Origin of the sequence: Xanthomonas sp. BRIP62409, from assembly GCF_003992965.1 — a bacterium.
Taxonomy (GTDB): domain Bacteria; phylum Pseudomonadota; class Gammaproteobacteria; order Xanthomonadales; family Xanthomonadaceae; genus Xanthomonas; species Xanthomonas euroxanthea.
The window spans coordinates 180,189-202,306 of record NZ_QEZJ01000017.1 but is presented as its reverse complement, the minus strand read 5'-3'; the positions used below and the strand labels follow the sequence as shown (position 1 = coordinate 202,306).

The following is a 22,118-nucleotide window of genomic DNA, read 5'->3' as shown; positions in this document are numbered from 1 at the left end:
CCGCCTGCCTGCGCGCCGCACACTTTGGTGATGGTCAAAAAATCCTTGAATGAAACCTCCCCGGTCGCCCGCTTCGAACAGTCGCTGGAAGAACTCGAGCAATTGGTGCAGAAGATGGAAGTCGGCGACCAGAGCCTGGAGCAATCGCTCACGGCCTACGAGCGTGGCATCGGTCTGTACCGCGACTGCCAGCAGGCGCTGGAACAGGCCGAGCTGCGCGTGCGCTTGCTGACCGACCCCGCGCGCCCCGATCTGGCCGAAGCCTTCGAACCGCCATCGCAGGACGGCGGCTGAGTGAGTTCGGCGTTGTTTGACCACTGGATCGGCCGTACCGAACGCCGGCTGGAAGCCTGCCTGCCCACTCCGGCGATGGCGCCGCAACGACTGCACGCGGCGATGCGGCACGCGGTGCTGGGCGGCGGCAAGCGCATGCGCCCGTTGCTGGTGTATGCAACCGGCGCGCTGTTCGGCGCCGACGAGGACAGCCTGGACACGCCCGCCGTGGCGGTGGAACTGATCCACGCCTACTCGCTGGTGCACGACGACTTGCCGGCGATGGACGACGACGCCCTGCGCCGCGGCCAACCCACCGTGCATATCGCCTTCGACGAAGCCACTGCGATCCTGGCCGGCGATGCGTTGCAGACGCGTGCGTTCGAGCTGCTGGTTGCGGCCCCGGTCAGTGCGGAACTGCGGGTCGGCTGGCTGCAGAGCCTGGCCACCGCCGCGGGCGCTGCCGGCATGTGCGGCGGCCAGGCGCTGGATATCGATGCCACCGGCCAGTTGCAATCGCTGCGCGACCTCGAGCGCATGCACGCACTCAAGACCGGCGCACTGATCCGCGCGGCCGTGCGCATGGGTGCGCTCACCGGTGCTGCCACAGCCGGCGATCAGCAGCGCCTGGATGCGTTCGCCGACGCACTGGGGCTGGCGTTCCAGGTCCGCGACGACATCCTGGACGTGGAATCGAGCTCGGCGCAGCTCGGCAAGACCGCCGGCAAGGACGCCGCGCAAGCCAAATCCACCTATCCCGCCCTGCTCGGGATGGACGGCGCCAAGGCCAAGCTGGCCGAACTGGCCACCCGCATGCACGACATCCTGCAACCCTACGGCGCGCCCGGCGACACGCTGGCGACGCTGGGCCGGTTTGCGGTGGACCGCGCGCACTAGAGCAACCGGTGGCCTGGCCACCCTCCCCGGCACGCCGGGTGGACGTGCACCGCCCCCGTCCCACCTCACCACCTGCGCCGATCAAGCGGTCACACCGCTCCTTGCGCACACCGTGCGCCAGCGCACGGTGCGTTTTTGTCGCGCACCGCCTCGCAGGCGATGTGCTGCGTCACAGAACGTAAATTCTCTTTCCATACGTTTTCACACGCGCATTTTCAGAAACTGGCCGAAAAGTGTGGATGGCCACGCAATTTTCGGGTGAATTGTCGCCATCGGTGTCCGCTTTTGTCGTTTCTTGATCACCAGCAGGCCAAAAACAGCATCAATCGGTTCTCTTGTTGCGTCTGCTCGCTCTGCCTAGGTTGACTTGCCCGCGTCCGCGGACATCCCCCGACCACATGGAGAGTCACTGGTGAAGAACGTTTTTCTCGCATCGTTTGCAGCAGGTACGTTGGCCGTTGTTGGCGTGCTCGGTTCGGCGCAGGCACAGTCCGTGCGCGGACCGGTCCCGTTGACCATTGAACTGGCGCCGGTCGCCGATCAGGCCGGGCGACACCAGGGCAAGATCGCAGTGACCGTCACCAATAACGGCAGCCAGATCGCCCGCGTACCGACCTACCAGCTGCCGCTGCAATCGCTGGACAACGGCATCCTGGAAGTGAGCCGCGATGGCGCGCCGGTGACCTACACCGGACGCCTGGTCAAGCGCGGCCTGCCCAAGGCGGCCGACTTCACCATCCTCAAGCCCGGCCAGACCGTTCAGGGCGTGGTCGACCTGGCTGCCGCCTACGACCTGTCCACCAGCGGCAACTACACCATCCGGGTCAGCTCGCCGCTGCAGTACGCCTCGCTGGCAGATGGCAGCCTGCTGAAGACCGCCGATGGCAAGCCCGCGGTGGCCGGCAGCGCGCCATTGACGGTGTGGCTGGATGGCGTCAACCGCGGCGTGCAGCGCCGGATGGCGATCGGTCCCACCGCCGTGGTCAACGGCGTCAATTACCTGAACTGCAGCACCACCCGCACCAGCCAGGCCGGCAGCGCGGTCACGGCGGCCCGCGCCTACTCGCAGAACGCGCGCAACTACCTCAATGCCGGCAGCACCGGCGCGCGCTACACCACCTGGTTCGGCGCCTACAACGCCTCGCGCTACAGCCGGGTTAGCTCGAACTTCGTCAACATCGACAACGCACTGGACCAGAACAACGGCCAGATCACCATCAACTGCGATTGCACCGACAGCGCCTATGCGTACGTCTACGCCAATGCGCCGTACGAGATCTACGTCTGCAACGCGTTCTGGAGCGCGCCGACCCAGGGCACCGACTCCAAGGCCGGTACGCTGGTGCACGAGATGAGCCACTTCACTGCGGTAGCCGGCACCCAGGACCGCGTGTATGGCCAGTCCGGTGCGCGCAACCTGGCGATCAGCAACCCGGCCCAGGCGATCACCAATGCCGACAGCCACGAGTACTTCGCCGAGAACACCCCGGCGCAGAACTGACCGCGTCATCGCCTGAAACGCCACAGGCCCGGCATCGCTGCCGGGCCTGTGGCATTGCCATTGCGCCGGATTACTTGATCAGGCGCAGCGTGAACGGATAACGGTAATGCTCGCCGTTGTTGGCCTTGACCGCGGCCAGGATGCAGAACACCAGATTGGCGATCCATACCAGCGTCGGCACGAAGAACAGGATGCCGAACGACACGATGGTCAGGATCACCGCAGCCACATAGGCAATGATCACGGTGATCTGGAAATTCAATGCTTCCTTGGCCTGGTCGGTGGCGAACGGCTTGGACGGGCTGGCGTCCTTGCTGACCAGCCAGATCACCAGTGCGCCGATGAAGGACGTCAGGATGCCGAGCAGATGCGCTGCCAGCGCCAAAGTGCGCTCCTCCGACGGCGTGCTGCTGCCGATCGGCGGCGGCGGCGGTGCGGCGTGCGACTCGAATTCGCTCATCATGTCTCCCCATGCATGGTTGTGGTGCGGCGGACTATAGCAACGATTCAGCCAGCCACCAGTGCGGGAAGACATGGTCTCTGCGGCGCATGCCGGCTGCCGCCAGGCACGGCGGCAAGACGCGCGCGCGCCGGGTGAGGGGCGCAGCAGCCTGGTCAGACGCGCTCAGCTGTCGCCTGCCACCGTCATGCGGTTGAGCAACACCGAACCGATCTTGACGTGCGAGCGCGGATCGACGTCGGTGCCGACCGCCTCGATGCCGGCGAACATCTCGCGCAGATTACCGGCGATGGTCAGCCCGTCGACGGGATAGGCGATCGCGCCGTTCTCGATCCAGAAGCCACCGGCGCCGCGCGAATAGTCGCCGGTCACCGGATTGACCCCGTTGCCCATCAGCTCGGTGACCAGCAGGCCGCGCGACATGCCGGCGATCATCGACGCCAGATCGCCGGCATTGGCGGTGACCTGCAGGTTGTGCACGCCGCCGGCATTGGCGGTGGTCTGCAGGCCCAGCTTGCGCGCCGAGTAGCTGCCCAGCACATAGCGCTGCAGCACGCCGTCGCTGATCAATGCCGAACGCCGGGTCGCCACGCCTTCGCCGTCGAAGGCGGCCGAGCGCAGGCCGCGCCGCAGGTGCGGCAGCTCTTCGATATTGAACCAGTCCGGGAACAGCTTGCTGCCGACACTGTCGAGCAGGAAGCTGGCGCGGCGATACAGCGCGCCGCCGGAGACCGCGCCGAGCAGATGCCCGACCAGCGAGCGCGCCACTTCCGGCGCAAACAGCACCGGCAGCTGGCCGGTCGGCAGCGAGCGTGGCTGCAGCCGCGCCAGGGTGCGTTCGGCCGCGTGGCGGCCGATCGCTTCCGGCGCCTCCAGGTCCTGCCGCGCCAGCGCGCTGCTGTACCAGCCATCGCGCTGCATGCCGTCGCCCTGGCCGGCGATCAAGGCGCAGCTGATCGAATGATGGGTACCGCGCTCGCGGCCGATGAAGCCATGCGAGTTGGCGTAGACCGACAGGCTCAGCCCGGTGCTGGCCGAGGCGCCATCGGAGTTGCTGATCCGCGCGTCGGCATCGCGCCCGGCGCTCTCGCAGGCCAGCGCCAGGTCCACCGCGGTGTCGGCGTCCAGCGCCCAGGGATGCCAGCTGTCCAGCTCGGGGAAGTCGCGCGCCATGAGCTCCGGGTCGGCCAGGCCGGCGGCGACATCGTCTTCGGTGTAGCGGGCGATCGCGCAGGCCTGCGCGACGGTCGATTCCAGGCTGGAATCCTGCAGATCGGCAGTGCTGGCGCTGCCCTTGCGCTTGCCGAAGTACACGGTGACCGCGATGCCGCGGTCGCGGGTGGATTCCACCGTCTCCACATCGCCCAGGCGCACATTGACGTCCAGGCCGCGCTCTTCGCTGCAGCTCACTTCGGCCTGGGTGGCGCCGGCCGCACGCGCGCGCTCGAGCAGGCGCTGGGCGATGTCGGTGAGCGCGTCCAGGCGCTGCAGGCTGTCGTCGTGGACAGGTGTTTCGGAGGAGAGTGCGTTCAATGCTTTATCCTAGTCTCATGGTGCGAGTGACCTGATTGCGGGTCCTTCCGCAAGAGCCCGGCGATCCATGGCCGGGCTTGTCTGATGATGAATAACTTCTTGTTCTGGATGGATTGCAATGCGCGGACGCGATGAAGAGACCGGTGAATTTCGCGGCGCCAGCCGTAGCCAGCAGCGGCGCGAGGCGCTGGAAATTTTCGACCTGGGCGAAAAGCTGGTGGCGCTGACCCCGGCGCAGCTGGCCAAGTTGCCGGTGCCCGAATCGCTGATCCCGCATATCGAAGAGAGCAAGCGCATCACCTCGCATATCGCGCACAAGCGACAGCTGGCGTTTCTGGCCAAGCACATGCGCCGCGAGGACGACGAAACGCTGGCCGCGATCCGCGATGCGCTGGATGCCAACAGCGACACGGCGCGCCGCGAAGTGGCCGCGATCCACCGCGTCGAGCGCTGGCGCGAACGCCTGCTCGCCGAAGGCGACGTGGCGCTGGCCGAACTGCTGGAAGCCTACCCGGCGGCAAACCGCCAGCAACTGCGTCAACTGGTGCGCAACGCCATCCACGAGCGCGCCAAGAACAAGCCGCCGCGTGCCTACCGCGAGCTGTTCCAGGTACTGCGCGAGTTGTCTCAGGAGCAGGGAGTGGGGAGTGGGGATTCGGGATTGGAAGACAGCGAACCGGCGGCGGAAAGCGACGAATGAGGGCCTGACCGGTCCATTCACCCCCGCAACGGCCATCCCGGCCGTTGCCAATCCCGAATCCCGGCTCCCGGATCCACCCAGGCGGAACCCGCCACACCCCGCGTATCCCGCTGTTGCGAATCCCCAATCCCGATTCCCGAATCCCCGCATCTCAGGCCTGCGTTCCGCCAACAGTGATGCCGTCGATCAATAGCGACGGCTGGCCGACGCCGACCGGCACGCTCTGCCCGTCCTTGCCGCACACGCCCACGCCTTCGTCCAGCGCCAGGTCATTGCCGATCATGCGCACCTTCTGCATGGTCTCCGGGCCGTTGCCGATCAGCGTGGCGCCCTTCACCGGCGCGGTGACCTTGCCGTCTTCGATCAGGTAGGCCTCGGTGGCCGAGAACACGTACTTGCCGCTGGTGATGTCGACCTGGCCGCCACCGAAGTTGACCGCGTAGATGCCCTTTTTCACCGAGCGGATCATCTCCTGCGGATCGTGCTCGCCGGCGCGCATGTAGGTGTTGGTCATGCGTGGCATGGTCAGGTGCGCGAACGATTCGCGACGGCCGTTGCCGGTCGGCGCCACGCCCATCAGGCGCGCGTTGTGGGTGTCCTGCATGTAGCCGACCAGCACACCGTCCTCGATCAGCGTGGTGCACTGGGTGGACGTACCTTCGTCATCGATATTGAGCGAGCCGCGCCGGCCGTCCAGGGTGCCGTCGTCGACGATGGTCACGCCCGGCGAGGCCACGCGCTCGCCGATACGGCCGGCGTAGACGCTGGTGCCCTTGCGATTGAAGTCGCCTTCCAGGCCATGCCCCACCGCCTCGTGCAGCAGCACGCCGGGCCAGCCCGGGCCGAGCACCACCGGCATCACGCCGGCCGGCGCGGGAATCGCCTCCAGGTTGACCAGCGCCTGGCGCAGCGCTTCGCGGGCGAAGCCTTCCGGGCGGCCGTCGGCGAACAGGTCGGCATAGCCGTAACGGCCGCCGCCGCCGGAGTAGCCGGACTCGCGGCGTCCGCCCTGTTCAACGATCACCTGCACGTTCAAGCGCACCAGCGGGCGCACGTCGGCGGCCAGCACGCCGTCGCTGCGCGCGATCAGCACCGTGTCCACACCGCCGGACAGGCTCACCATCACCTGCTTGACGCGCGGGTCGGCCGCGCGCACGTACTGGTCGATACGCCGCAACAACTCGACCTTGGTCGCGCTGTCCATGTCGTCGATCGGGTCGGTGGCCGGGTACAGCGCGCGGCCATTGCCACGCACCAGTGAGCGGGTGGATTGCGCACCGCCCTCGCGCGAGATCGCGCGTGCCGATTGCGCCGCCTCCAGCAGGGCGTCGCGCTGGATATCGTCGGAATAGGCGAAGCCGGTCTTCTCCCCGGCAATCGCGCGCACGCCCACGCCTTGTTCGATGGAATGCGCACCGTCCTTGACGATGCCGTCCTCCACGCTCCAGCTCTCGCGTCGCGAATGCTGGAAGTACAGGTCGCCGAAGTCGATGCCCGGGCCCAGCAGGGCGCCGAAGGTGCGGTCGAGATGGCCGGTGTCCAGGCCGGAAGGAAGCAGCAGCCGGGTTTCGGCCAGAGTGAGAGCGTTATCGGTCATGCAGTCAGGATGGGGCCCGCGCGCCGGGGAGACAAGTCGTCCGGCTGAACATGCCGCGCGGCTATCATCGCGGGCCCATCGCCACGCCGACGCCCGCGCATGAAGCTCATTGCCCACGTCCTGGATGGCCATACGCTGGACATCCGCCCCGCCCCGCACGAGCGCGACTGGATGGACGCCACCGACCAGCGCTATGCCTACCGCTGCCTGCCGCTGGCGATCGCCAATGCGCATGGCTGGGAGCTGCTGTGCCAGGCCGGGTTCGAGGCCAGCTGGGACGGCCGCGATGGCCTGGACGCGATCCGGATCAGTGCCGATGCAGGCACCGCGGCACCGGCGATCAGCCACTTCGGCTACGGCGTGCTGACCTTCCACGTGCCCTGCCTGTTTCGTACCGATACCGGCATGGATCTGTTCGTCACCGGGCCGTTGAACCGGCCCAAGGACGGCATCGGCGCGCTGAGCGGGCTGGTCGAAACCGACTGGAGCCCGTACACCTTCACCATGAACTGGAAGTTCACCCGGCCCGGGCAGGTGCGCTTTGCGGCCGGCGAGCCGTTCTGCCATCTGTTCCCGCTGCCGCGCCAGCTGATCGAACAGGTGCAACCGCAGTGGAAGCCTCTGTCCGAGGCGCCGCAACTGGCGCAGCAGCATGCCGACTGGACGCGCAGCCGCACGCAATTTCTGCAGGACCTGCCGGATGCGCAGTCGGCCGCCGCGCGCGCGAAATGGCAACGCGGCTATTTCCGTGGCGTCGCCGGTGCCGATCAGGCGCCGGTGCAGGGCCACCGTTCGCGCCTGCGCCTGCCGATGTTCGTACGCGCCGACAGCGACGGCGACAGTCCGCTCGACTGAGTACATCGCTGCGTCGGCGCGCGGGACGTGCCCGCTGGCGCGCGTGCTGCGTTCGATCCACTTGCGGCAAGGCCTGAGCGCCCGCGACGACCGGCACCGACACTCGCCAGCGCGCCCGCATTCGGGCGCGTCAGCGGGGCGACCGACCGGGCGTGCCTGGCGTCGCCGATGGCGCGCCCGTTGCAGACGGCTTGCCGGGCGCACGCTCGCGCACGTCGCGCTCCACCACGTCCACCTGCGGATCCTTCCACGGCCCGGTGACGTGATAGGTCTTGGCGCCGATCGCGCCCAGCGGTTTGCCGAGCACCGCATTGGCAGCCGCGCCCACCGCCGCACCGACCGGGCCACCGGCCACCGCGCCCACCACGGTGAGCAGGTTGCCGGCCTTGGGGTTCACGTCCACGGTCTGGTCGAAGGTCTGCGCGCGCAGGTCGGTCTGCCCCCGGATGGCGATGTCGGCGGCCGGGCCTTCGATGCGGATCGCATCGGTGCGCGCGAAGCCTTCGCCGAAGCGCACCTGGCCTTCCAGCTTGTTGAAGGCCAGCCCCTTGGAGAAGAAATCGCGGAAGTCGAACATCAGCCGGCGCGGCAGCTGCGCCACGCTGAGCAGGCCGAGCACGCGGCCGGCGCCGGGCTCCACTTCCAGCAGCTGGCCGTTGCGCACCTCGATCTTGAGATTGCCATCCAGCGAACCGAGCGCAAACCCGGTCGGCGAGCCTTGCCAGCCGGCGTTGAGTTCCAGCTGGCCTTCGCCGCCGCGCAGCTGGCCGCCCAGGGTGAGGTTCTGCAGCAGGTTGCCGAGATTGCGGCTGTCCACCCGCGCCGACAGCCGGGTGCTGGCGGAATCGCCCTTGCCGCGCCAGGCGCCGGTCAGGCCGATGTTCTGGTCGTTGGAGCGCAGTTGCAGCTGGTCCACCTGCATGCCGTCGGTCAGCCGGCTGCTGCGCAGGGTGGCCGCGCCCAGGGTCATCTTGCCGACCTGCAGGTCGTCGATGTCCAGCGACAGGGGCGGGATCGAGACCGGGTCGAATTCGGCCACCGCACGGCGGGCCGGCTCCGGCAACGCACCGGCCAGCGGGTCGCCCGGCTCGGGCACGGCCGGTTCGGGCGGTGCGGCCACCGGCTGCCAGTGCACCGTGCTCAGCTTGCCTTGCACGGCGGCGCCATCGGCATTGGGCACGCTGAGCTGGCCGGCCAGCGACGGGCCGTCCAGGGTCACCGCCACCGCATCGCGGGTCGGCCGCAGGCGCAGGCGCGTCTGCGGAAACACGCCGCCGATCATCAGCAACCTGTCGGCCTGCACATCCACCTGCTGCAGCGGCACCGCGTCCGTCTTCGGCGTTGCCGGCTGGCCCGGCAGCGGCGGCGTGTCCGGCGCGCTGCTGCCGCGCGCCAGGCTGATCCAGTCGATCGCATCCAGCGAGGCGGTACGGCCGGTGACCACCAGGCCGTTGGCCGGCGGACGCTCGCTGACCGTGTCGGTGCCCATCACCACGCGCACGCCGGTCTGGTTGCCCTGGCTGCTGGCCTTGAGCGCGACCAGCTTGCCGAAGGCCACGTCGATGTCGCCATCGCCCACCGGCAAGGCCACCTTGACCTGCGTATCCAGCGGCTGCGTGGCTGCCTTGTCCAGCGGCGCAGGCAGATCCAGGGTGGTGCCGACCAGCTCCGAGCGCAACGTCAGCAACGCCTGCGGGTCCGCTTGCCCGGGGGTCGGCAGCGGTACGTCCACGCCCACCTGCCAGGGTGCGCTGCCATGCACGTAGGGACGCAGCCATTCCATCTGCGGCGCGCGATCGAACAGTTCCTTGGCATCCAGGGTGGCGCCGAAGCGCGCCTCGAATGCCTGCGCGGGGTCCTGCACGAAGCCACCGGCGCGCAAGGACAACTCGCCGCTGCGGCCCTGGTGCTGCACGCTCAGGCGCTCGGCGGCAAAGCCGGTGTCGCGGTACTCGGCATGCCCGCTGACCTGGTCGAAGGCCAGGTTCCAGCGCGCATCGGCCAGCTTGGCGCCCTGCAGCGCGACCGTGCCCTGCAGGTGGCCGCCGGTGCCGTGGGTGCGCAGGGGACGCAGCAAATCGAAGCTCACCGCGGCCGGGCCAGACACCGCCAGATTGCGCAAGGTGTCGCCGTAGCGCTGCTCCAGCGGGCTCTTGCGCAGCATGCCCAACAGCTGCGCGGCGTCGGCCTGGGTGGAGGCGCGCACGTAGAGTTCGGACGTGGCGAAGCTGGGAATGCCGGCCTCCAGGCGCGCGATCGGCGCACCGGCCAGCGCGCCCCTGCCCTGCAGGGAAAAGCCGTTGCCGAGGAAGCGCAGGTCGGCCTGCACCTGCTCCATCGCCGGCCAGTCCGGATTGAACGGGATCACGCCGTCGCGGATCTGCCCGAACGCCTCGAAACGGCCATCGTTGTTGTCGAACGGCCAGTCGTCCAGATCGCCGCTGACCAGGCCCGTGCCGCCGGTGATCACGCCACCGGCCACCGCCGTGTCCAGCCAGTCGATGGCCGCCTTGCTCATCTTGGAGCGGATCCAGAACTTGCGCGCCACCGGCAGGGCGACATCGTCCAGCTGCGTGGCCAGCTGGATGCGCGGGCGGCTGCCATCGTTCTGGAACCACAGCCCGCCGCGCACGTTGGCGCCGTAGTCCCTGGCCTGTACGCGCAACGCCGGCGTGGCAACCTGCCAGCCGGCACCGTCGCGCCAGCCCACGATGCTGCCGGCCAGCTGCAGCTCGTGCACCACCCCGAAACCGGCCGGCCAGTCGAAGCGCAGCGTGGCATCGGGGGCGGGATCGAGCGCAATCGCCTGCGCGTCGCCATCGATCCGGCCACGCAGGCCGCTGATGCCCGGCGCGCTGCCCACCGGCAGGAAGCCCAGCTCCTCGATCCGGCCCTGCGCCCGCACCGCGCCACCCTGCTCGCCTGCAATCTGCAGATCGGCCAGGCGCAACTGTGGTCGGGACAGGCTCAGCCAGCGCCGCAAGCCAGGCGACAGTTGCTCGCTCAATGCCGCCGCCGCGATCAGGCCGGAAACATCGAGCTGTTTGCCCACCACTGCATAACGCCGCCCGCCGGCAACGCTCAACCCGTCCAGCCGCTGCGGCCTGGCCGCCGCGCCCAGCCGCAGCAGCGGCGCATCCAGCCGCCAACCGCCGTCGATGGTCTGCCAGCGTGCGCGCGCCTGCAGCCGCTCCCATAGCAGCGTGCGGCGCGCGGACTCCCCGGGCAACGCCGCACCGGACAAGCGCAGTTGCCGCAGATCCGCATTCACGGTGACCGCGCTGATGCGGCGCGCGCGCAGCTGCGCCCAGGCCTGCAGGCGTCCGCCGCCGCCGTCCACGTGCATGCCGCCGAACTGCAGCAACGCCGCCCAGGCGGCCAGATCGGCCGGGTCGGCCTGCGCATACGCGCTACCGTCGCCGCTGCCGCGGTCGAATGCGATCACCGTGGTCAGCGGTGCGCGCTGCAGGTCGATCCAGGCGTGGCTGCCGACGTTCACGGTCGAGCCGTTGACGCGCAGGCGCAGGTCGATACGCGGCAGCGTGGTGTCCACGCCGATCGACGGCGCGGCCACCCGCAGGCGCGCCTCGGCCACCTGGATCTCGCCGAGGCGACGCAGCGCTTCCAACGGGTCCGAACGCCGCCCGGCCGGCAAGCCCTGCACCGACCACACGCCATCGTCGCTACGTTGCAGCGTCAGCGCCAGACCGCGCAGACGCACCTCGGTCAGCGAGTGGCCCGGCAACAGGCCGGCATACATCGCCAGCAGGATTTCGGCCTGGCCGACCCGCACCTCGCCATGCGGGCCGATCCGCAGGCCTTCCAGCCGCAGCAACGGACCGCGCCGGGTCCATTCGGTCTGCAGGCGATCAAAGCCGATCGGCTGGCCGGCGCGCTGGCTCAGCCACGCGGCGATCTGCTGCGGCCGCTGCTCGGCCAACGGCAAGGCCTGGCTGGCCGCACCCACCAGCAACGCGATCGCCACCAGCGCAAGCGCAGTGGCGGTGATCGCATAGCGGCGAAACAGACGGAGACGGCGGCGCAGCGGGGTGGGCATCAGGGGCGGGGATTGGGTATTGGAGATTGGGGATTGGTTAAAGCAAAGCCGCGCACGGTGCCGTCAAACGCCATTATCGGAGCAAGCCACGCTACCAGAGCCGGCTTTGACCAATCCCGAATCCCGACTCCCCAATCCCGGCCTCACAGCAGCACCACATCGAACTGCTCCTGCAGATACTGGTCGTCGGACTGGAAGCGGATGCTCTTGCCGAGGAATTCCTCCAGCTCGGCCACCGCGGCCGACTCTTCGTCGGTGATGCGGGCGACGACTTTCGAGGAGGCGATCACCAGCAGCCGCGCGGCATCGAACTGGCGTACCGCGCGGGTGATCTCGCGAAAGATCTCGTAGGTCACCGTCTCGGCGGTCTTGATGGTGCCGCGCCCGCTGCACTGGCCGCAGGTTTCCGACAGCTGCCGTTCCAGGCTCTCGACGGTGCGCTTGCGGGTCATCTCGACCAGGCCCAGCGGCGAGAATTCGTACACGGTGGTCTTGGCATGATCGCGCGCCAGCGCCTTTTCCAGCGTGCGCAGCACCTGGCGGCGATGCTCGGCATCGTCCATGTCGATGAAGTCGATGATGATGATCCCGCCCAGGTTGCGCAGCCGCAGCTGCCGCGCCACCGCCTGCGCGGCTTCCAGGTTGGTGCGGAACACGGTCTCCTCGAGATTGCGCTGGCCGACGAACGAACCGGTGTTGACGTCGATGGTGGTCATCGCCTCGGTCTGGTCGATCACCAGATAGCCCCCGGACTTCAGCGGTACCTGCTTGTTCAACGCGCGCCCGATCTCGTCCTCGACCCCGTACAGGTCGAAGATCGGCCGGTCGCCGGTGTACAGCTCCAGCCGCTCGGCCAGCACCGGCATGTACTTGGCCACGAAGGCCTGCAGCTGCACGAAGGTCTCGTTGGAGTCGACCTTGACCTTTTCCACGTCGCGGCGGATCAGGTCGCGCACCGCACGCAAGGGCAGGCTCAGGTCTTCGTAGATGATGCTGCACGGCGGTGCTTCGCGGCCGCGCCGTTCGACCACGTTCCAGACCCGCGACAGGTAGGCAATGTCCTCGGCCAGCGCCTCGGCCGGCTGCCCTTCGGCGTTGGTGCGGATGATGTAGCCGAAGCCGCCGTGCTGGGCCGAAACCTCGCTGACGATGGTCTTCAGGCGCAGCCGCTCGGCCTCGTCCTCGATCCGCGCCGACACCCCGACGATCTTGGACTGCGGCAGCAGCACCAGGTAGCGCGAGGGGATGCTGATCTGGGTGGTCAGCCGCGCGCCCTTGGTGCCGATCGGGTCCTTGACCACCTGCACCACGATGTCCTGGCCGTCGCGCAACAGCTCCACGATCGGTACCGAGGCCGCCGGCGGTGGCGGGATCGGCGTCTCCTCGGTATCGACCACGCTGGCCGGCGCCGGCGCCGGACGCACCACGTCGTTGGCATGCAGGAACGCGGCGCGCTCCAGCCCCAGCTCGACAAAGGCCGCCTGCATGCCCGGCATCACCCGCTGCACCTTGCCCTTGTAGATGTTGCCGACCACGCCCCGGCGCCAGCCGCGCTCGATATGCAGCTCCTGCAGCATGCCGTTCTCGATCACCGCGACGCGGGTTTCGCGCGGGGTGACGTTGACCAGGATCTCTTCCGACATCAATGCGCTCCGAGGGCTGTGAGCAACTGCGAGGTGTGAAACAGCGGCAATCCCATCACGCCGGAATAGCTGCCGGACAGATGGCTGATGAAACGTTCGGCGCGACCTTGGATCGCATACGCGCCGGCCTTGCCCATCGGCTCGCCGCACGCCACATAGGCGGCGATCTGCGCGGCATCGAGTGGCGCGAAGGTCACCTCCGACACCACCAGGGCCTGCACCGGCGCGCGTTGTGCGCAGACTAGAACCACGGCCGTGAGTACCTGGTGGGTACGCCCGGACAGCAGGCTCAGCATGGCGATCGCATCGTCCGCATCGGCCGGCTTGCCGAACACCCGCTCGCCCAGCACCACTTCGGTATCGGAGCCGAGCACGATCGCAGCGGGGTCGCCGGCCTGCACCTGCGCCAGGCCGGCACGCGCCTTGTCCAGCGCAACGCGCTGCACGTACTGCGCAGGCGATTCGTCGGCGGCGCGCAGTTCGGGCACGTCCAGTTGCAGGGTCTGGAAAGGCACATCCAAGCGTTGCAGCAGTTCTTGTCGGCGCGGCGACCGGGAGGCGAGATAGAGCATCCGTCCAGCATACCTGTTGCTCCTCCTCGCCCGCTTGCCGATCCGGGCGGCAGTGGTCGCGTTCGACTCACAACATGTTCATCGAGCCCGCAACACGCTTCCCTTACAGACCAGGAGATCTCATGCGTACCACCCTCACACCGTTGTTGCTGGCCCTGTCCATCGCTGCCGGAACCGCCATGACCGCCCACGCCCAGACCACTCCGAGCTACACCATTCCCAACGATGGCACCCTGCTCAACGTGTCGGCCGAGGCGGAGGCCAAGCGCATCCCGGACATCGCCACGCTGTCGGCCGGCGTGGTCACCCAGGCTGCCGACGGCAACGCCGCCATGCGCCAGAACGCCGAGCAGATGAGCAAGGTCATGGCCGCGATCAAGGCCGCCGGCATCGCCGACAAGGACGTGCAGACCACCGGCATCAACCTCAGCCCGCAGTACACCTACAAGGAGAACGAGGCGCCCAGGATCAACGGCTACCAGGCCAGCAACACCGTCAGCCTCAAGGTCCGCGACATCTCGCGGCTGGGCAAGGTCCTGGACGCACTGGTCGCCCAGGGCGCCAACGACATCAACGGCCCCAGCTTCTCGGTCGACCAGCCCGAGCCCGCCTATGACGAAGCCCGCGTGGCCGCCCTGAAGAAGGCCCAGGCCCGCGCCGACACCTACGCCAAGTCGCTGGGCCTGAAGGTGCGCCGCATCGTCAGCATCTCCGAAGGCCGCAGCGGCGGCGGCGTGCGCCCGATGATGATGGCCGCCTCGATGCGCTCGGCCAAGGCCGAGATGGACACCCAGGTCGCCCCGGGCGAGAGCACCTTGTCGATCAACCTGGACGTGACCTTCGAGCTGGGTCGTTGATCCAGCCGCGATCGCGTTCGGTGTGATTTCAAGACTGCCCTCCTCGAGGGCAGTTTTTTTTTGGGGCACGCCGCAAGTTCCGGTACCTGGCCTTGCGATGCCACCGGTCCTTCGAACCGCACGAGCCTGCGGCGCCGACTCATCTGTGCGGATCGCGGCAACCGGGCGAATCATCCAGCCGACCTCCAGCGCTTCGAAACCACTTGTGCCCATGCAAAGGGCGCGGTAAACCTACGCTACCGGATGGTGTCGTGCGTCCGGGTCGCGCTGGTCCTTTCCGCAGTTCCGTTGAGGAGGTGGATGATGGTTCGCACGCAATCCCAGGTTTCTTCCCGATCCACAGGCATCGACAGCTCGCGCGTCCTGGCGATGAGCACGGCGGTGGCCCTGCATCTGCTGGCCGGCGGGCTGTTGTTGATTCCGCTCTCGTACCGGACGGTTCCGCAGCCGCCCGCACCGAAGGAACGCTGGGTCATGCCCGTCACCATCGCGACGCCACCACCGCCGGTGATCAAGGTCAAGCGGGAGTTCACGCCGAAGGTGCCGCACACACCGCCGACCACGGTCCCGGTGCCGGTGCAGACCCCGGTGATCAGTCAGCCGGCCGTGGTCGAAGACGCAGCGGTCGCCTTACCTGCAGTCACGGACGCAGTCACCGACAGCGCGCCGGCGATTGCCGCACCCAGCGGCCCGGTCGAGGCAGGCCAGCTGCACTACCTGAGCTCGCCGGCGCCCAGTTACCCGGTGGCGGCCTTGCGTGCCGGGCAGCAGGGCACGGTACTGCTGCGCGTGCTGGTCGGCACCGATGGGCGCCCGGCCGAGGTGAGCGTGCAGACCAGCAGCGGTCATCGTGCACTGGACCTGGCCGCACGCAGCCAGGTGCTGCGCAGCTGGCGCTTCCAGCCGGCGATGCAGAACGGCCAGGCCGTGCAGGCGTATGGCCTGGTGCCGGTGAGCTTTTCGTTGAACTGATGCGTCATCGCGTGCGGCGACCCGGATACCCGGTCGCCGCACGGTCTGGCGTTGCGCAGCCGGCTGCTGCAAGGCCACGGTTTCAGCTATTGCATGCGCATCGTTGCAGTGCGCCTTGCGTGCACACGACGACGTGCGGTTTCGCGGATCGGGTTCAGGGTGCGCCCGGCTACTTGCCGCACATCCATCTCGAAAGCGCAGCGGATACGCGCGGATTACCGCCATCGCGCATGCCGCTTACGCGCGGTGATACGGATGATTGGCCAGCATCGCTGCAGCGCGGTACAGCTGCTCGGCGACGATCAGGCGCACCAGCATGTGCGGCAGGGTCAGCGGGCCGATCGACCAGCTTTCGCTGGCGGTTTTCAGCACCTCGGCGGCGTGACCTTCGGGGCCGCCGATCAGGAACGCCAGATCCCGGCCCTGCCCGCGCCAGTGCTCCATGCGCTGGGCCAGCTGTTCCGAACTGAGCGGGCGGCCCGGGATGTCGAGCGCGACCACGTAGGCGTTCTTCGGCAACGCGGCAAGCACGCGGCGGCCTTCGTCGTCGATCGCGCGTTGCGCGTCGCGGCCCTTGCCGCGCAGGCCGGGTTCGATCTCCACCAGCTCCAGCGGCATCCAGTGCGAAAGACGTTTCTGGTATTCGGCAAAGCCCTGCGCCACCCAGGCCGGTGCACGCTCGCCGGTAGCGATAAGTCGGCATTTCATGACCACATGATATCCGCGTCACAGCTTGGGCATCGGAACCGGGGCGATCACGCCGGTGTCATGGTGCGGTTACAGCGGGCTTCTAGCGTCGGCGCACTACCCAGCCCGCAGGAGTCGTTCGATGCCGATTTTCGATCCCGCCCGCCGCCAGGTGCTCAAGGGCAGCGCTGCCGTGATGGCCGCCGGTGCGCTTGGCAGTTTGAGCGCGCTGCAATCGCGCCAGGCCCAGGCCGCCAACAGCGCCTCGCCGCCGCTGCAACTGGCACCGGTGCCCAGCCGCTATGGCCCGCTCGCGCCGGTCGCCGACCAGAGCACCGGGCTGCCGTTACTGCAGTTGCCGCGCGGTTTCAGCTACCGCTCGTTCGGCTGGAGCGGCGATCGCATGGACGATGGGCAGCCCTGCCCCGACCGCCATGACGGCATGGCCGTGGTCGGCCTGCGTCGGCCGGACTGGCGCCCGGGCAGCGATCCGCTGCGCGGCCTGGAATACGTGCTGATCCGCAACCACGAACGCGGTGCGGCCACGCCGTTCCGCGCACCGGCGATGTACGACACCGGCCTCGTCAGCGGCACCCAGCTGGCCGGCGGCGGCACCACCACCCTGAGTTACGGCCGCCGCGGCTGGGGCAGCCTGGAGCCGAGCCTGGGCGGTACGCTGGTCAACTGCGCCGGCGGCCCGACGCCATGGGGCACCTGGCTGAGCTGCGAAGAGATCAAGACCAATGCGGTGTCCAGCACCGGCCGCAAGCACGGCTACGTGTTTGAAGTGGACCCGGACAGCCAGCGCACCACCGGCCGGCCGCTGGTCGGACTGGGCCGCTTCAGCCATGAGGCGGTGGCGATCGATCCGCGCACCGGCATCGTCTATCTCACCGAGGACGACCGCAACAAGGCCGGCCTGTATCGCTTCATTCCCAATGACCGCCGTGGGCGGAATGGCTCGCTGGAAAACGGCGGCCGCCTGCAGGCCGCGCGCGTGCGCGGACGTCGCAACGCCGACCTCACCGTGGCTAGCATCGGCCAGCAGTTCCAGCTGGAATGGGTGGATATCGACGAACCGGATCTGGACAGCATCGCCGCGCCCGCCGGTTTTGCCGACATCGGCGCCAACGACACCCTGAGCGGACCGTTTGCGCAGGCCTGGGCAGACGGGGCGCTACGTATGAGCCGCGGCGAAGGCATCTGGTACAGCTACGGCAAACTCTTCATCGTCGACACCAGCACCGGCGTGGATGCGCAGGGCCGGCGCGGTTACGGCAATGGTGCGGTGTGGGTGCTGGACCTGTTCACCCAGCGCCTGAGTGCACTGTTCGTCAGCGGCAATCAGCTGGCCGCGCACAACCCGGACAACGTCACCGTCAGCGCGCGCGGCGGCGTGGTGCTGTGCGAAGACGGCGGCGAGAGCCCGGACGACTACGGCCCCGGCGCGCGGCTGCTCGGGCTGACCCGCGGCGGCGAATCGTTCTACCTGGCCAAGAACAACGTGCAGCTCACCTCGCAGCAGATCGCCGATGCCGGCAAGACCATCGCTGAAGGCGATTACCGCGATACCGAGTTCTGCGGCGCCTGCTGGGACCCGCTGGCGCGCACCTTGTTCGTCAACATCCAGACGCCTGGCATCACGCTGGCGATCACCGGGCCGTGGGAGCGCGGGCCGTTGTAAGCCCGTGCCCGCACGCCGGCCCGCCCCTGCTGCCGAACGGATCAGCCGTTCGGCAGCGCCCCTGTCACCGGCCGAATCCATGCATGCAGGCGCCTGGCCTGCATGACTGGCAGCATGTCCAACCGAGGCTGCGCACAGCACGCGCACGCACCCGCAGTGGCGCGTGCGCAGCCGGACCACGACCCGGAACCGTGGTCAGAACCAGGGCGCGTCGGGCGCGTCGGACATGGCGCGCTGCAGCTTCAACCAGCGCTTGAGCGATTGCGGATCTTCCAGCTCGCGCAAGCCCCGGTGCGCCTCCATCAGGTCGCCTTCGAGCTCGCGCTTGAGCTGGGCCATCAACCGGCCCAGTCGCTCGGGCTTGGGTCGCGCTGCCAGCTCCAGCCCGTATTCGGCGCAAAACTCGTCCGACTGCTGCTGCAGCTGCTGCTGCAACTGCCTGCACTGCCGGTCAAGTTCGCGGTTGTAGTCCTGCAGGCGCGCGGCGCTCATCGCGTCCACGCCTCGTGCGTCCATCAGGCCGATCTCGGCCTGCAGTTCGAGCAGGCCCAGCAGATCGCCGGCCTTGTAGGCCGCATTGAGCCGCTGCATCAGGATGGTGCGCGCAGCGTGGTCGTTGGCGTCCCTGGCGCGGTCCGGATGCAGATTGCCGGCCAGCTTGCGATACAGCTCGCGCACCGGCGGCGGCTCGGCATTCTCCCCCGCCGCCTGCTTCTCGGCACGCTTGCGCCGCTGCGTACCGCGTTGCTGGTGTTGCGCGCGCTGCTGCTGCAGACGCTCGCTGACGCGCTCGTAGAGCTCCTCGGGCGACTCGATACCATCCAGCTCGTCGGCATCCAGTCCGTAGGCCTGGCCGAGGATCTGCTTCATCAGCGCATCGGATTCGGCCACCTCCCGGTCGTAACCGACGGCGCTGTGGCGATCGTAGATCGGGCGTAGTGCCTCGTGGCCGGCCTCGATCAGCGGGGCGGCGATGTCGCACAGCAACTCGGACAGGAAGGCGCGATCGGCCTTGCCCAGCTTGACCGTGGCATGCGCGCGGTCGAGCGCTTCGACCAGCGCAATGTCGGCCGCGCGGCGCTGGTCGAGCAAGGGCTGCAATTGGGTGTGGTAACGCTCGCGCCATTGCGAACGCGCGAGGTGCCAGGCCTGCAGGTCGGCGCGATACCTTTCCAGGTCGCGCAGCAGGCGGTCGAAGCGCTTGCGTGCCGGCGACAGCGGCGCGCCGGACGGTTGCCCGGCCTGGCTGCGCAGTTGTTGCAGCGCCTGCGCGGCAGGCGCATCGGTCGGGGGTCGGGCATTGCGCGGCATGCCCGGCCCACTCACTCTTCGGGGTCGGCGTCCGCGTCGTCCGGACGCTGGTCGCCCACTGTCCACAGGCGCTCCAGTGCATAGAACTCACGCACGCGCGGCAGCATCACATGCACCACCACATCGCCCAGGTCCACCAAGACCCACTCGGCCTCGCGCTCGCCTTCCACGCCCAGCGGCATCACGTCCAGCCGCTTGGCGAACTTGACCACTTCTTCGGCGATCGACTTCACATGGCGGGTCGAGGTACCCGAGGCGACCACCATGTAATCGCAGACGCTGGACTTGCCGCGCACATCGATCTCGACCACGTCCTTGGCTTTCAGCTCCTCCACGGCCTCGCGCACGGTGGCCAGCAGGGCCGGCACGGACGGCGGCGGATTCGGGATGGAGGTCTTGATGACTTGGGCTTGGGTGGTCAAAGCGGGTAACTCGATGGAATTGGCGTGAATTATAGGCCGGTCCGGCCGGCTGCGTGTTCAGCGAGTCGGCAGCGCATCGCGGTACAGGCCTTCGTGCACGATGAAGGCCGCCACCGACGCCGGCACCAGCGCCTGCCAGTCGCTGCCGCCGGCGATGCGCGCGCGCACGGCGCTGGCCGATTCGCCGCGCAACGGCTGATGCAACCGCCACAGGCGGCCGGCCGGGGCAGTGCCCAGTTCGCTGGCGCTGGCAGTCCACCTGCCCTGCACCGCCTGGGCAAGCTGTGGCGCCTGGTCCAGATCCAGCGGTGCGCCTGGACGCTCGGCGACGACGAAATGCGCCAGTTCGAACAAGGCCTGCCAGTGATGCCAGCTGCCCAGCCCGACGAAGGCATCGGCACCGAGCAGCCAGGCGATCGGTGTCGTGGGGCCGAGTTCGGCGCGTAGTTCGCGCAAGGTATCGACGGTGTAGGACGGCGCGCCCCCCTGGCCGGCGCGGCGCAGTTCGCGGGTGTCCAGCACCAGCCCGGGTGTGTCGGCCAGCGCCAGCTCCAGCATGCGGGCGCGCTGCGCAGCGGTGGCGCCGGGCGCGGGGCGGTGCGGTGGGTCGGCGGCCGGTACCAGATGCACCCGCGCGCCCATCTCGTCGCGCGCGGCGCAGGCGATGGCGAGGTGGCCCAGGTGGATTGGATCGAAGGTGCCGCCGTAGTAGAGGTGGAGCCGGGAGTCGGAAGTCGGGATTGGGGAATCGGGGTGAGGCCGGGAATCGGGAGTCGGGATTGGGGAATCGGAAGAGCGCGGGTTCGGCGCTGCCGGCTGGGCGTTGGTAGGCGGCGAGGTGTGGGCCGCGCTGCCGGGGGTGGCCGCAGCTGTGGCCTGGCCGGGGGCTGCGCTGCGTGGGCAGACGGGGCGCGCATCCTCGACGCAGGCGCGGTCTCCGGGGGCGGCATCGCCGGCGTTCACACCAGCAATCTCACCGCGCGGGCTTCGGCCACGGCCACCAGCAGGCGTTCCAGGCCGACCCAGGGGTCGCCGTCGGCGCGGCCCTTGGCCATGCGGTCGACCCGCGAGGCTTCGGCGACGAAGCGCTCCCAGCGACGTGGCTCGGGGTGCCGCTGCAGCGCGCGCTTGAACGGTGCCTGGCGCGATTCCCACAGGCCCTGCGCCTTCATTTCGGCAGCGAGGTTGCCGCCGTTGGCCTGCACTTTGGCCAGGGCCGCGGTACGCAGCAATTCCTTGATCAGGATCGGCATGAGTGCGGCCACCGCCTCGCCTTCGGCGCGCAGGCCGGCCAGCATGCGGATCACTGCGGCCGGTTGCCCGGAAAACGTGGTTTCGGCCAGGCGGAACACGTCGAAGCGCGCGGCATCGGCGACCAGCGATTCCATCGCCTCTAGGTCCAGCACCTTGCCATCGGCCAGCAGCACCAGCTTGTCGATTTCCTGTGCAGCGGCCAGCAGGTTGCCTTCCACCCGCTCGCTCAGGCGCTGCACGGCGGCAGCGTCCGCACGCAGGCCGTGGCTGCGCAGGCGGCGCTCGATCCAGTCGGAGAGCTCGTGCGGCTTGATCGCCCAGGCCACCGCAATGGTGCCGATGCGGCCGACCGCGTCGGCCCACTTGCCCTGGTGCGCCTTGCTCCAGTCGTTGGCGGTGATCAACAGCACCACATCCGGCGGCGGGTTGGCGCAGAAGCGGGTGATGACCTCGGCGCCGTCCTTGCCCGGCTTGCCGCTGGGCAGGCGCACTTCCACCAGCCGGCGCGGACTGAACAGGCTGGGCGCGTTGAAGGTCGCATCCAGCTGGTTCCAGTCGAACTCCCGCCCGTCGGCATCGAAGACCTCGCGCTCGCTGATGCCTTCGGCACGCGCCCGTGCGCGCACCGCATCGGCCGCTTCCAGCACCCGCAAGGTTTCCGGGCCGGCGATCAGGTACACCGGCTGCAACGGTTGGTTGGACTGGCCGGCCAGCTGTTCTGGACGAAGTTCCATGACTACGGAAGTTCCATGACTACGAGAACACGCGCGACTGGACCGTCACCGACCATGCCGCGTCGGCGGCGGCCGTCGCGGCATGGTCAGCGCGCGGCAAGCGCGACAT

At 68.7% G+C, this 22,118-nt stretch carries 19 protein-coding genes; 8 read left to right on the top strand and 11 right to left on the bottom strand.

The window, feature by feature from the left end; genetic code table 11:
- The first annotated feature begins 30 nt into the window (after nucleotides 1–30).
- The 3 genes from EO170_RS07200 to EO170_RS07190 all read left to right on the top strand — a co-directional run bounded on the left by EO170_RS07200 (nucleotide 31) and on the right by EO170_RS07190 (nucleotide 2,671).
- Nucleotides 31–294, top strand: a complete 264-nt coding sequence (locus EO170_RS07200; protein ID WP_104581917.1) for an exodeoxyribonuclease VII small subunit — start codon at nucleotides 31–33, stop codon at nucleotides 292–294.
- A complete protein-coding gene (locus tag EO170_RS07195; protein WP_126943672.1) occupies nucleotides 295–1,170 on the top strand; it encodes a polyprenyl synthetase family protein in 876 nt (291 codons plus the stop codon).
- Nucleotides 1,171–1,582: 412 nt separating this feature from the next.
- On the top strand, nucleotides 1,583–2,671 hold the full coding sequence (locus EO170_RS07190; RefSeq protein WP_104581915.1) for a M35 family metallo-endopeptidase: 1,089 nt from the start codon (nucleotides 1,583–1,585) through the stop codon (nucleotides 2,669–2,671).
- 70 nt (nucleotides 2,672–2,741) lie between these two features.
- Here the strand turns inward: EO170_RS07190 and EO170_RS07185 are convergent, their stop codons facing one another.
- Both EO170_RS07185 and pmbA read right to left on the bottom strand, forming a co-directional pair.
- Entirely contained in the window at nucleotides 2,742–3,206 is a 465-nt protein-coding gene (locus tag EO170_RS07185) for a DUF4870 domain-containing protein (protein ID WP_164739140.1), read from the bottom strand.
- Nucleotides 3,207–3,296: 90 nt separating this feature from the next.
- Nucleotides 3,297–4,664, bottom strand: coding sequence for a metalloprotease PmbA (gene pmbA, locus EO170_RS07180; RefSeq protein WP_119131272.1), 1,368 nt, complete (start codon nucleotides 4,662–4,664; stop codon nucleotides 3,297–3,299).
- A 118-nt stretch (nucleotides 4,665–4,782) separates the two neighbouring features.
- Here pmbA and yjgA point away from each other — a divergent pair, with 118 nt between their 5' ends.
- Nucleotides 4,783–5,364 carry a ribosome biogenesis factor YjgA gene (yjgA, locus tag EO170_RS07175; protein ID WP_126943670.1) on the top strand — a complete coding sequence of 194 codons (582 nt, stop codon included), beginning with the start codon at nucleotides 4,783–4,785 and terminating at the stop codon, nucleotides 5,362–5,364.
- 151 nt (nucleotides 5,365–5,515) lie between these two features.
- Here the strand turns inward: yjgA and tldD are convergent, their stop codons facing one another.
- Nucleotides 5,516–6,961, bottom strand: coding sequence for a metalloprotease TldD (gene tldD, locus EO170_RS07170; protein WP_119128498.1), 1,446 nt, complete (start codon nucleotides 6,959–6,961; stop codon nucleotides 5,516–5,518).
- Between the two features lie 99 nt (nucleotides 6,962–7,060).
- Here tldD and EO170_RS07165 point away from each other — a divergent pair, with 99 nt between their 5' ends.
- Nucleotides 7,061–7,816 carry a DUF6065 family protein gene (locus EO170_RS07165; RefSeq protein WP_126943667.1) on the top strand — a complete coding sequence of 252 codons (756 nt, stop codon included), beginning with the start codon at nucleotides 7,061–7,063 and terminating at the stop codon, nucleotides 7,814–7,816.
- Nucleotides 7,817–7,946: 130 nt separating this feature from the next.
- Here EO170_RS07165 and EO170_RS07160 read toward each other — a convergent pair whose 3' ends face one another.
- The 3 genes from EO170_RS07160 to EO170_RS07150 form a co-directional block, all read right to left on the bottom strand.
- Complete coding sequence (locus tag EO170_RS07160; protein ID WP_126943664.1) at nucleotides 7,947–11,873, bottom strand: YhdP family protein; 3,927 nt, start codon at nucleotides 11,871–11,873, stop codon at nucleotides 7,947–7,949.
- Nucleotides 11,874–12,016: 143 nt separating this feature from the next.
- Nucleotides 12,017–13,516, bottom strand: coding sequence for a ribonuclease G (rng, locus tag EO170_RS07155; RefSeq protein ID WP_104534149.1), 1,500 nt, complete (start codon nucleotides 13,514–13,516; stop codon nucleotides 12,017–12,019).
- Nucleotides 13,516–14,088: a Maf-like protein gene (locus EO170_RS07150; protein ID WP_104581910.1), complete on the bottom strand. Its 573-nt coding sequence runs from the start codon at nucleotides 14,086–14,088 to the stop codon at nucleotides 13,516–13,518. Before EO170_RS07150 ends, rng begins: the two co-directional genes overlap by 1 nt.
- Nucleotides 14,089–14,210: 122 nt before the next feature.
- On the opposite strand from EO170_RS07150, the gene EO170_RS07145 reads away from it, so the two are divergent.
- Together EO170_RS07145 and EO170_RS07140 are read left to right on the top strand one after the other, a co-directional pair.
- A complete protein-coding gene (locus tag EO170_RS07145; RefSeq protein WP_115677578.1) occupies nucleotides 14,211–14,945 on the top strand; it encodes an SIMPL domain-containing protein in 735 nt (244 codons plus the stop codon).
- A 300-nt stretch (nucleotides 14,946–15,245) separates the two neighbouring features.
- Nucleotides 15,246–15,917 carry an energy transducer TonB gene (locus EO170_RS07140; protein WP_119128494.1) on the top strand — a complete coding sequence of 224 codons (672 nt, stop codon included), beginning with the start codon at nucleotides 15,246–15,248 and terminating at the stop codon, nucleotides 15,915–15,917.
- A 237-nt stretch (nucleotides 15,918–16,154) separates the two neighbouring features.
- Here the strand turns inward: EO170_RS07140 and rlmH are convergent, their stop codons facing one another.
- A complete protein-coding gene (gene rlmH / locus EO170_RS07135; RefSeq protein WP_016903756.1) occupies nucleotides 16,155–16,625 on the bottom strand; it encodes a 23S rRNA (pseudouridine(1915)-N(3))-methyltransferase RlmH in 471 nt (156 codons plus the stop codon).
- 121 nt (nucleotides 16,626–16,746) lie between these two features.
- Here rlmH and EO170_RS07130 point away from each other — a divergent pair, with 121 nt between their 5' ends.
- Nucleotides 16,747–18,288 (top strand): alkaline phosphatase PhoX, encoded by a 1,542-nt coding sequence (locus EO170_RS07130; protein WP_119128493.1) that lies wholly within the window; start codon nucleotides 16,747–16,749, stop codon nucleotides 18,286–18,288.
- Between the two features lie 195 nt (nucleotides 18,289–18,483).
- Here the strand turns inward: EO170_RS07130 and EO170_RS07125 are convergent, their stop codons facing one another.
- The 4 genes from EO170_RS07125 to holA all read right to left on the bottom strand — a co-directional run bounded on the left by EO170_RS07125 (nucleotide 18,484) and on the right by holA (nucleotide 22,009).
- On the bottom strand, nucleotides 18,484–19,599 hold the full coding sequence (locus EO170_RS07125) for a J domain-containing protein (protein ID WP_126943662.1): 1,116 nt from the start codon (nucleotides 19,597–19,599) through the stop codon (nucleotides 18,484–18,486).
- Between the two features lie 11 nt (nucleotides 19,600–19,610).
- Nucleotides 19,611–20,021, bottom strand: coding sequence for a ribosome silencing factor (rsfS, locus tag EO170_RS07120; protein WP_024939731.1), 411 nt, complete (start codon nucleotides 20,019–20,021; stop codon nucleotides 19,611–19,613).
- Between the two features lie 57 nt (nucleotides 20,022–20,078).
- Nucleotides 20,079–20,801, bottom strand: coding sequence for a nicotinate-nucleotide adenylyltransferase (gene nadD / locus EO170_RS07115; protein WP_164740964.1), 723 nt, complete (start codon nucleotides 20,799–20,801; stop codon nucleotides 20,079–20,081).
- 179 nt (nucleotides 20,802–20,980) lie between these two features.
- Nucleotides 20,981–22,009 (bottom strand): DNA polymerase III subunit delta, encoded by a 1,029-nt coding sequence (holA, locus tag EO170_RS07110; RefSeq protein WP_126943656.1) that lies wholly within the window; start codon nucleotides 22,007–22,009, stop codon nucleotides 20,981–20,983.
- Between the last annotated feature and the right edge of the window lie 109 nt (nucleotides 22,010–22,118).

What these genes read in the sequence shown, in the direction of transcription:
- EO170_RS07140 (WP_119128494.1), top strand. Translation starts at nt 15,246, where the DNA reads ATGATGGTTCGCACGCAATCCCAGGTTTCTTCCCGATCCACAGGCATC.
- EO170_RS07150 (WP_104581910.1), bottom strand. Translation starts at nt 14,088, where the DNA reads ATGCTCTATCTCGCCTCCCGGTCGCCGCGCCGACAAGAACTGCTGCAA.
- EO170_RS07185 (WP_164739140.1), bottom strand. Translation starts at nt 3,206, where the DNA reads ATGTCTTCCCGCACTGGTGGCTGGCTGAATCGTTGCTATAGTCCGCCG.
- yjgA (WP_126943670.1), top strand. Translation starts at nt 4,783, where the DNA reads ATGCGCGGACGCGATGAAGAGACCGGTGAATTTCGCGGCGCCAGCCGT.
- EO170_RS07165 (WP_126943667.1), top strand. Translation starts at nt 7,061, where the DNA reads ATGAAGCTCATTGCCCACGTCCTGGATGGCCATACGCTGGACATCCGC.
- rng (WP_104534149.1), bottom strand. Translation starts at nt 13,516, where the DNA reads ATGTCGGAAGAGATCCTGGTCAACGTCACCCCGCGCGAAACCCGCGTC.
- tldD (WP_119128498.1), bottom strand. Translation starts at nt 6,961, where the DNA reads ATGACCGATAACGCTCTCACTCTGGCCGAAACCCGGCTGCTGCTTCCT.
- rlmH (WP_016903756.1), bottom strand. Translation starts at nt 16,625, where the DNA reads ATGAAATGCCGACTTATCGCTACCGGCGAGCGTGCACCGGCCTGGGTG.
- holA (WP_126943656.1), bottom strand. Translation starts at nt 22,009, where the DNA reads ATGGAACTTCGTCCAGAACAGCTGGCCGGCCAGTCCAACCAACCGTTG.
- EO170_RS07125 (WP_126943662.1), bottom strand. Translation starts at nt 19,599, where the DNA reads ATGCCGCGCAATGCCCGACCCCCGACCGATGCGCCTGCCGCGCAGGCG.
- EO170_RS07200 (WP_104581917.1), top strand. Translation starts at nt 31, where the DNA reads ATGGTCAAAAAATCCTTGAATGAAACCTCCCCGGTCGCCCGCTTCGAA.
- EO170_RS07145 (WP_115677578.1), top strand. Translation starts at nt 14,211, where the DNA reads ATGCGTACCACCCTCACACCGTTGTTGCTGGCCCTGTCCATCGCTGCC.
- EO170_RS07160 (WP_126943664.1), bottom strand. Translation starts at nt 11,873, where the DNA reads ATGCCCACCCCGCTGCGCCGCCGTCTCCGTCTGTTTCGCCGCTATGCG.
- EO170_RS07130 (WP_119128493.1), top strand. Translation starts at nt 16,747, where the DNA reads ATGCCGATTTTCGATCCCGCCCGCCGCCAGGTGCTCAAGGGCAGCGCT.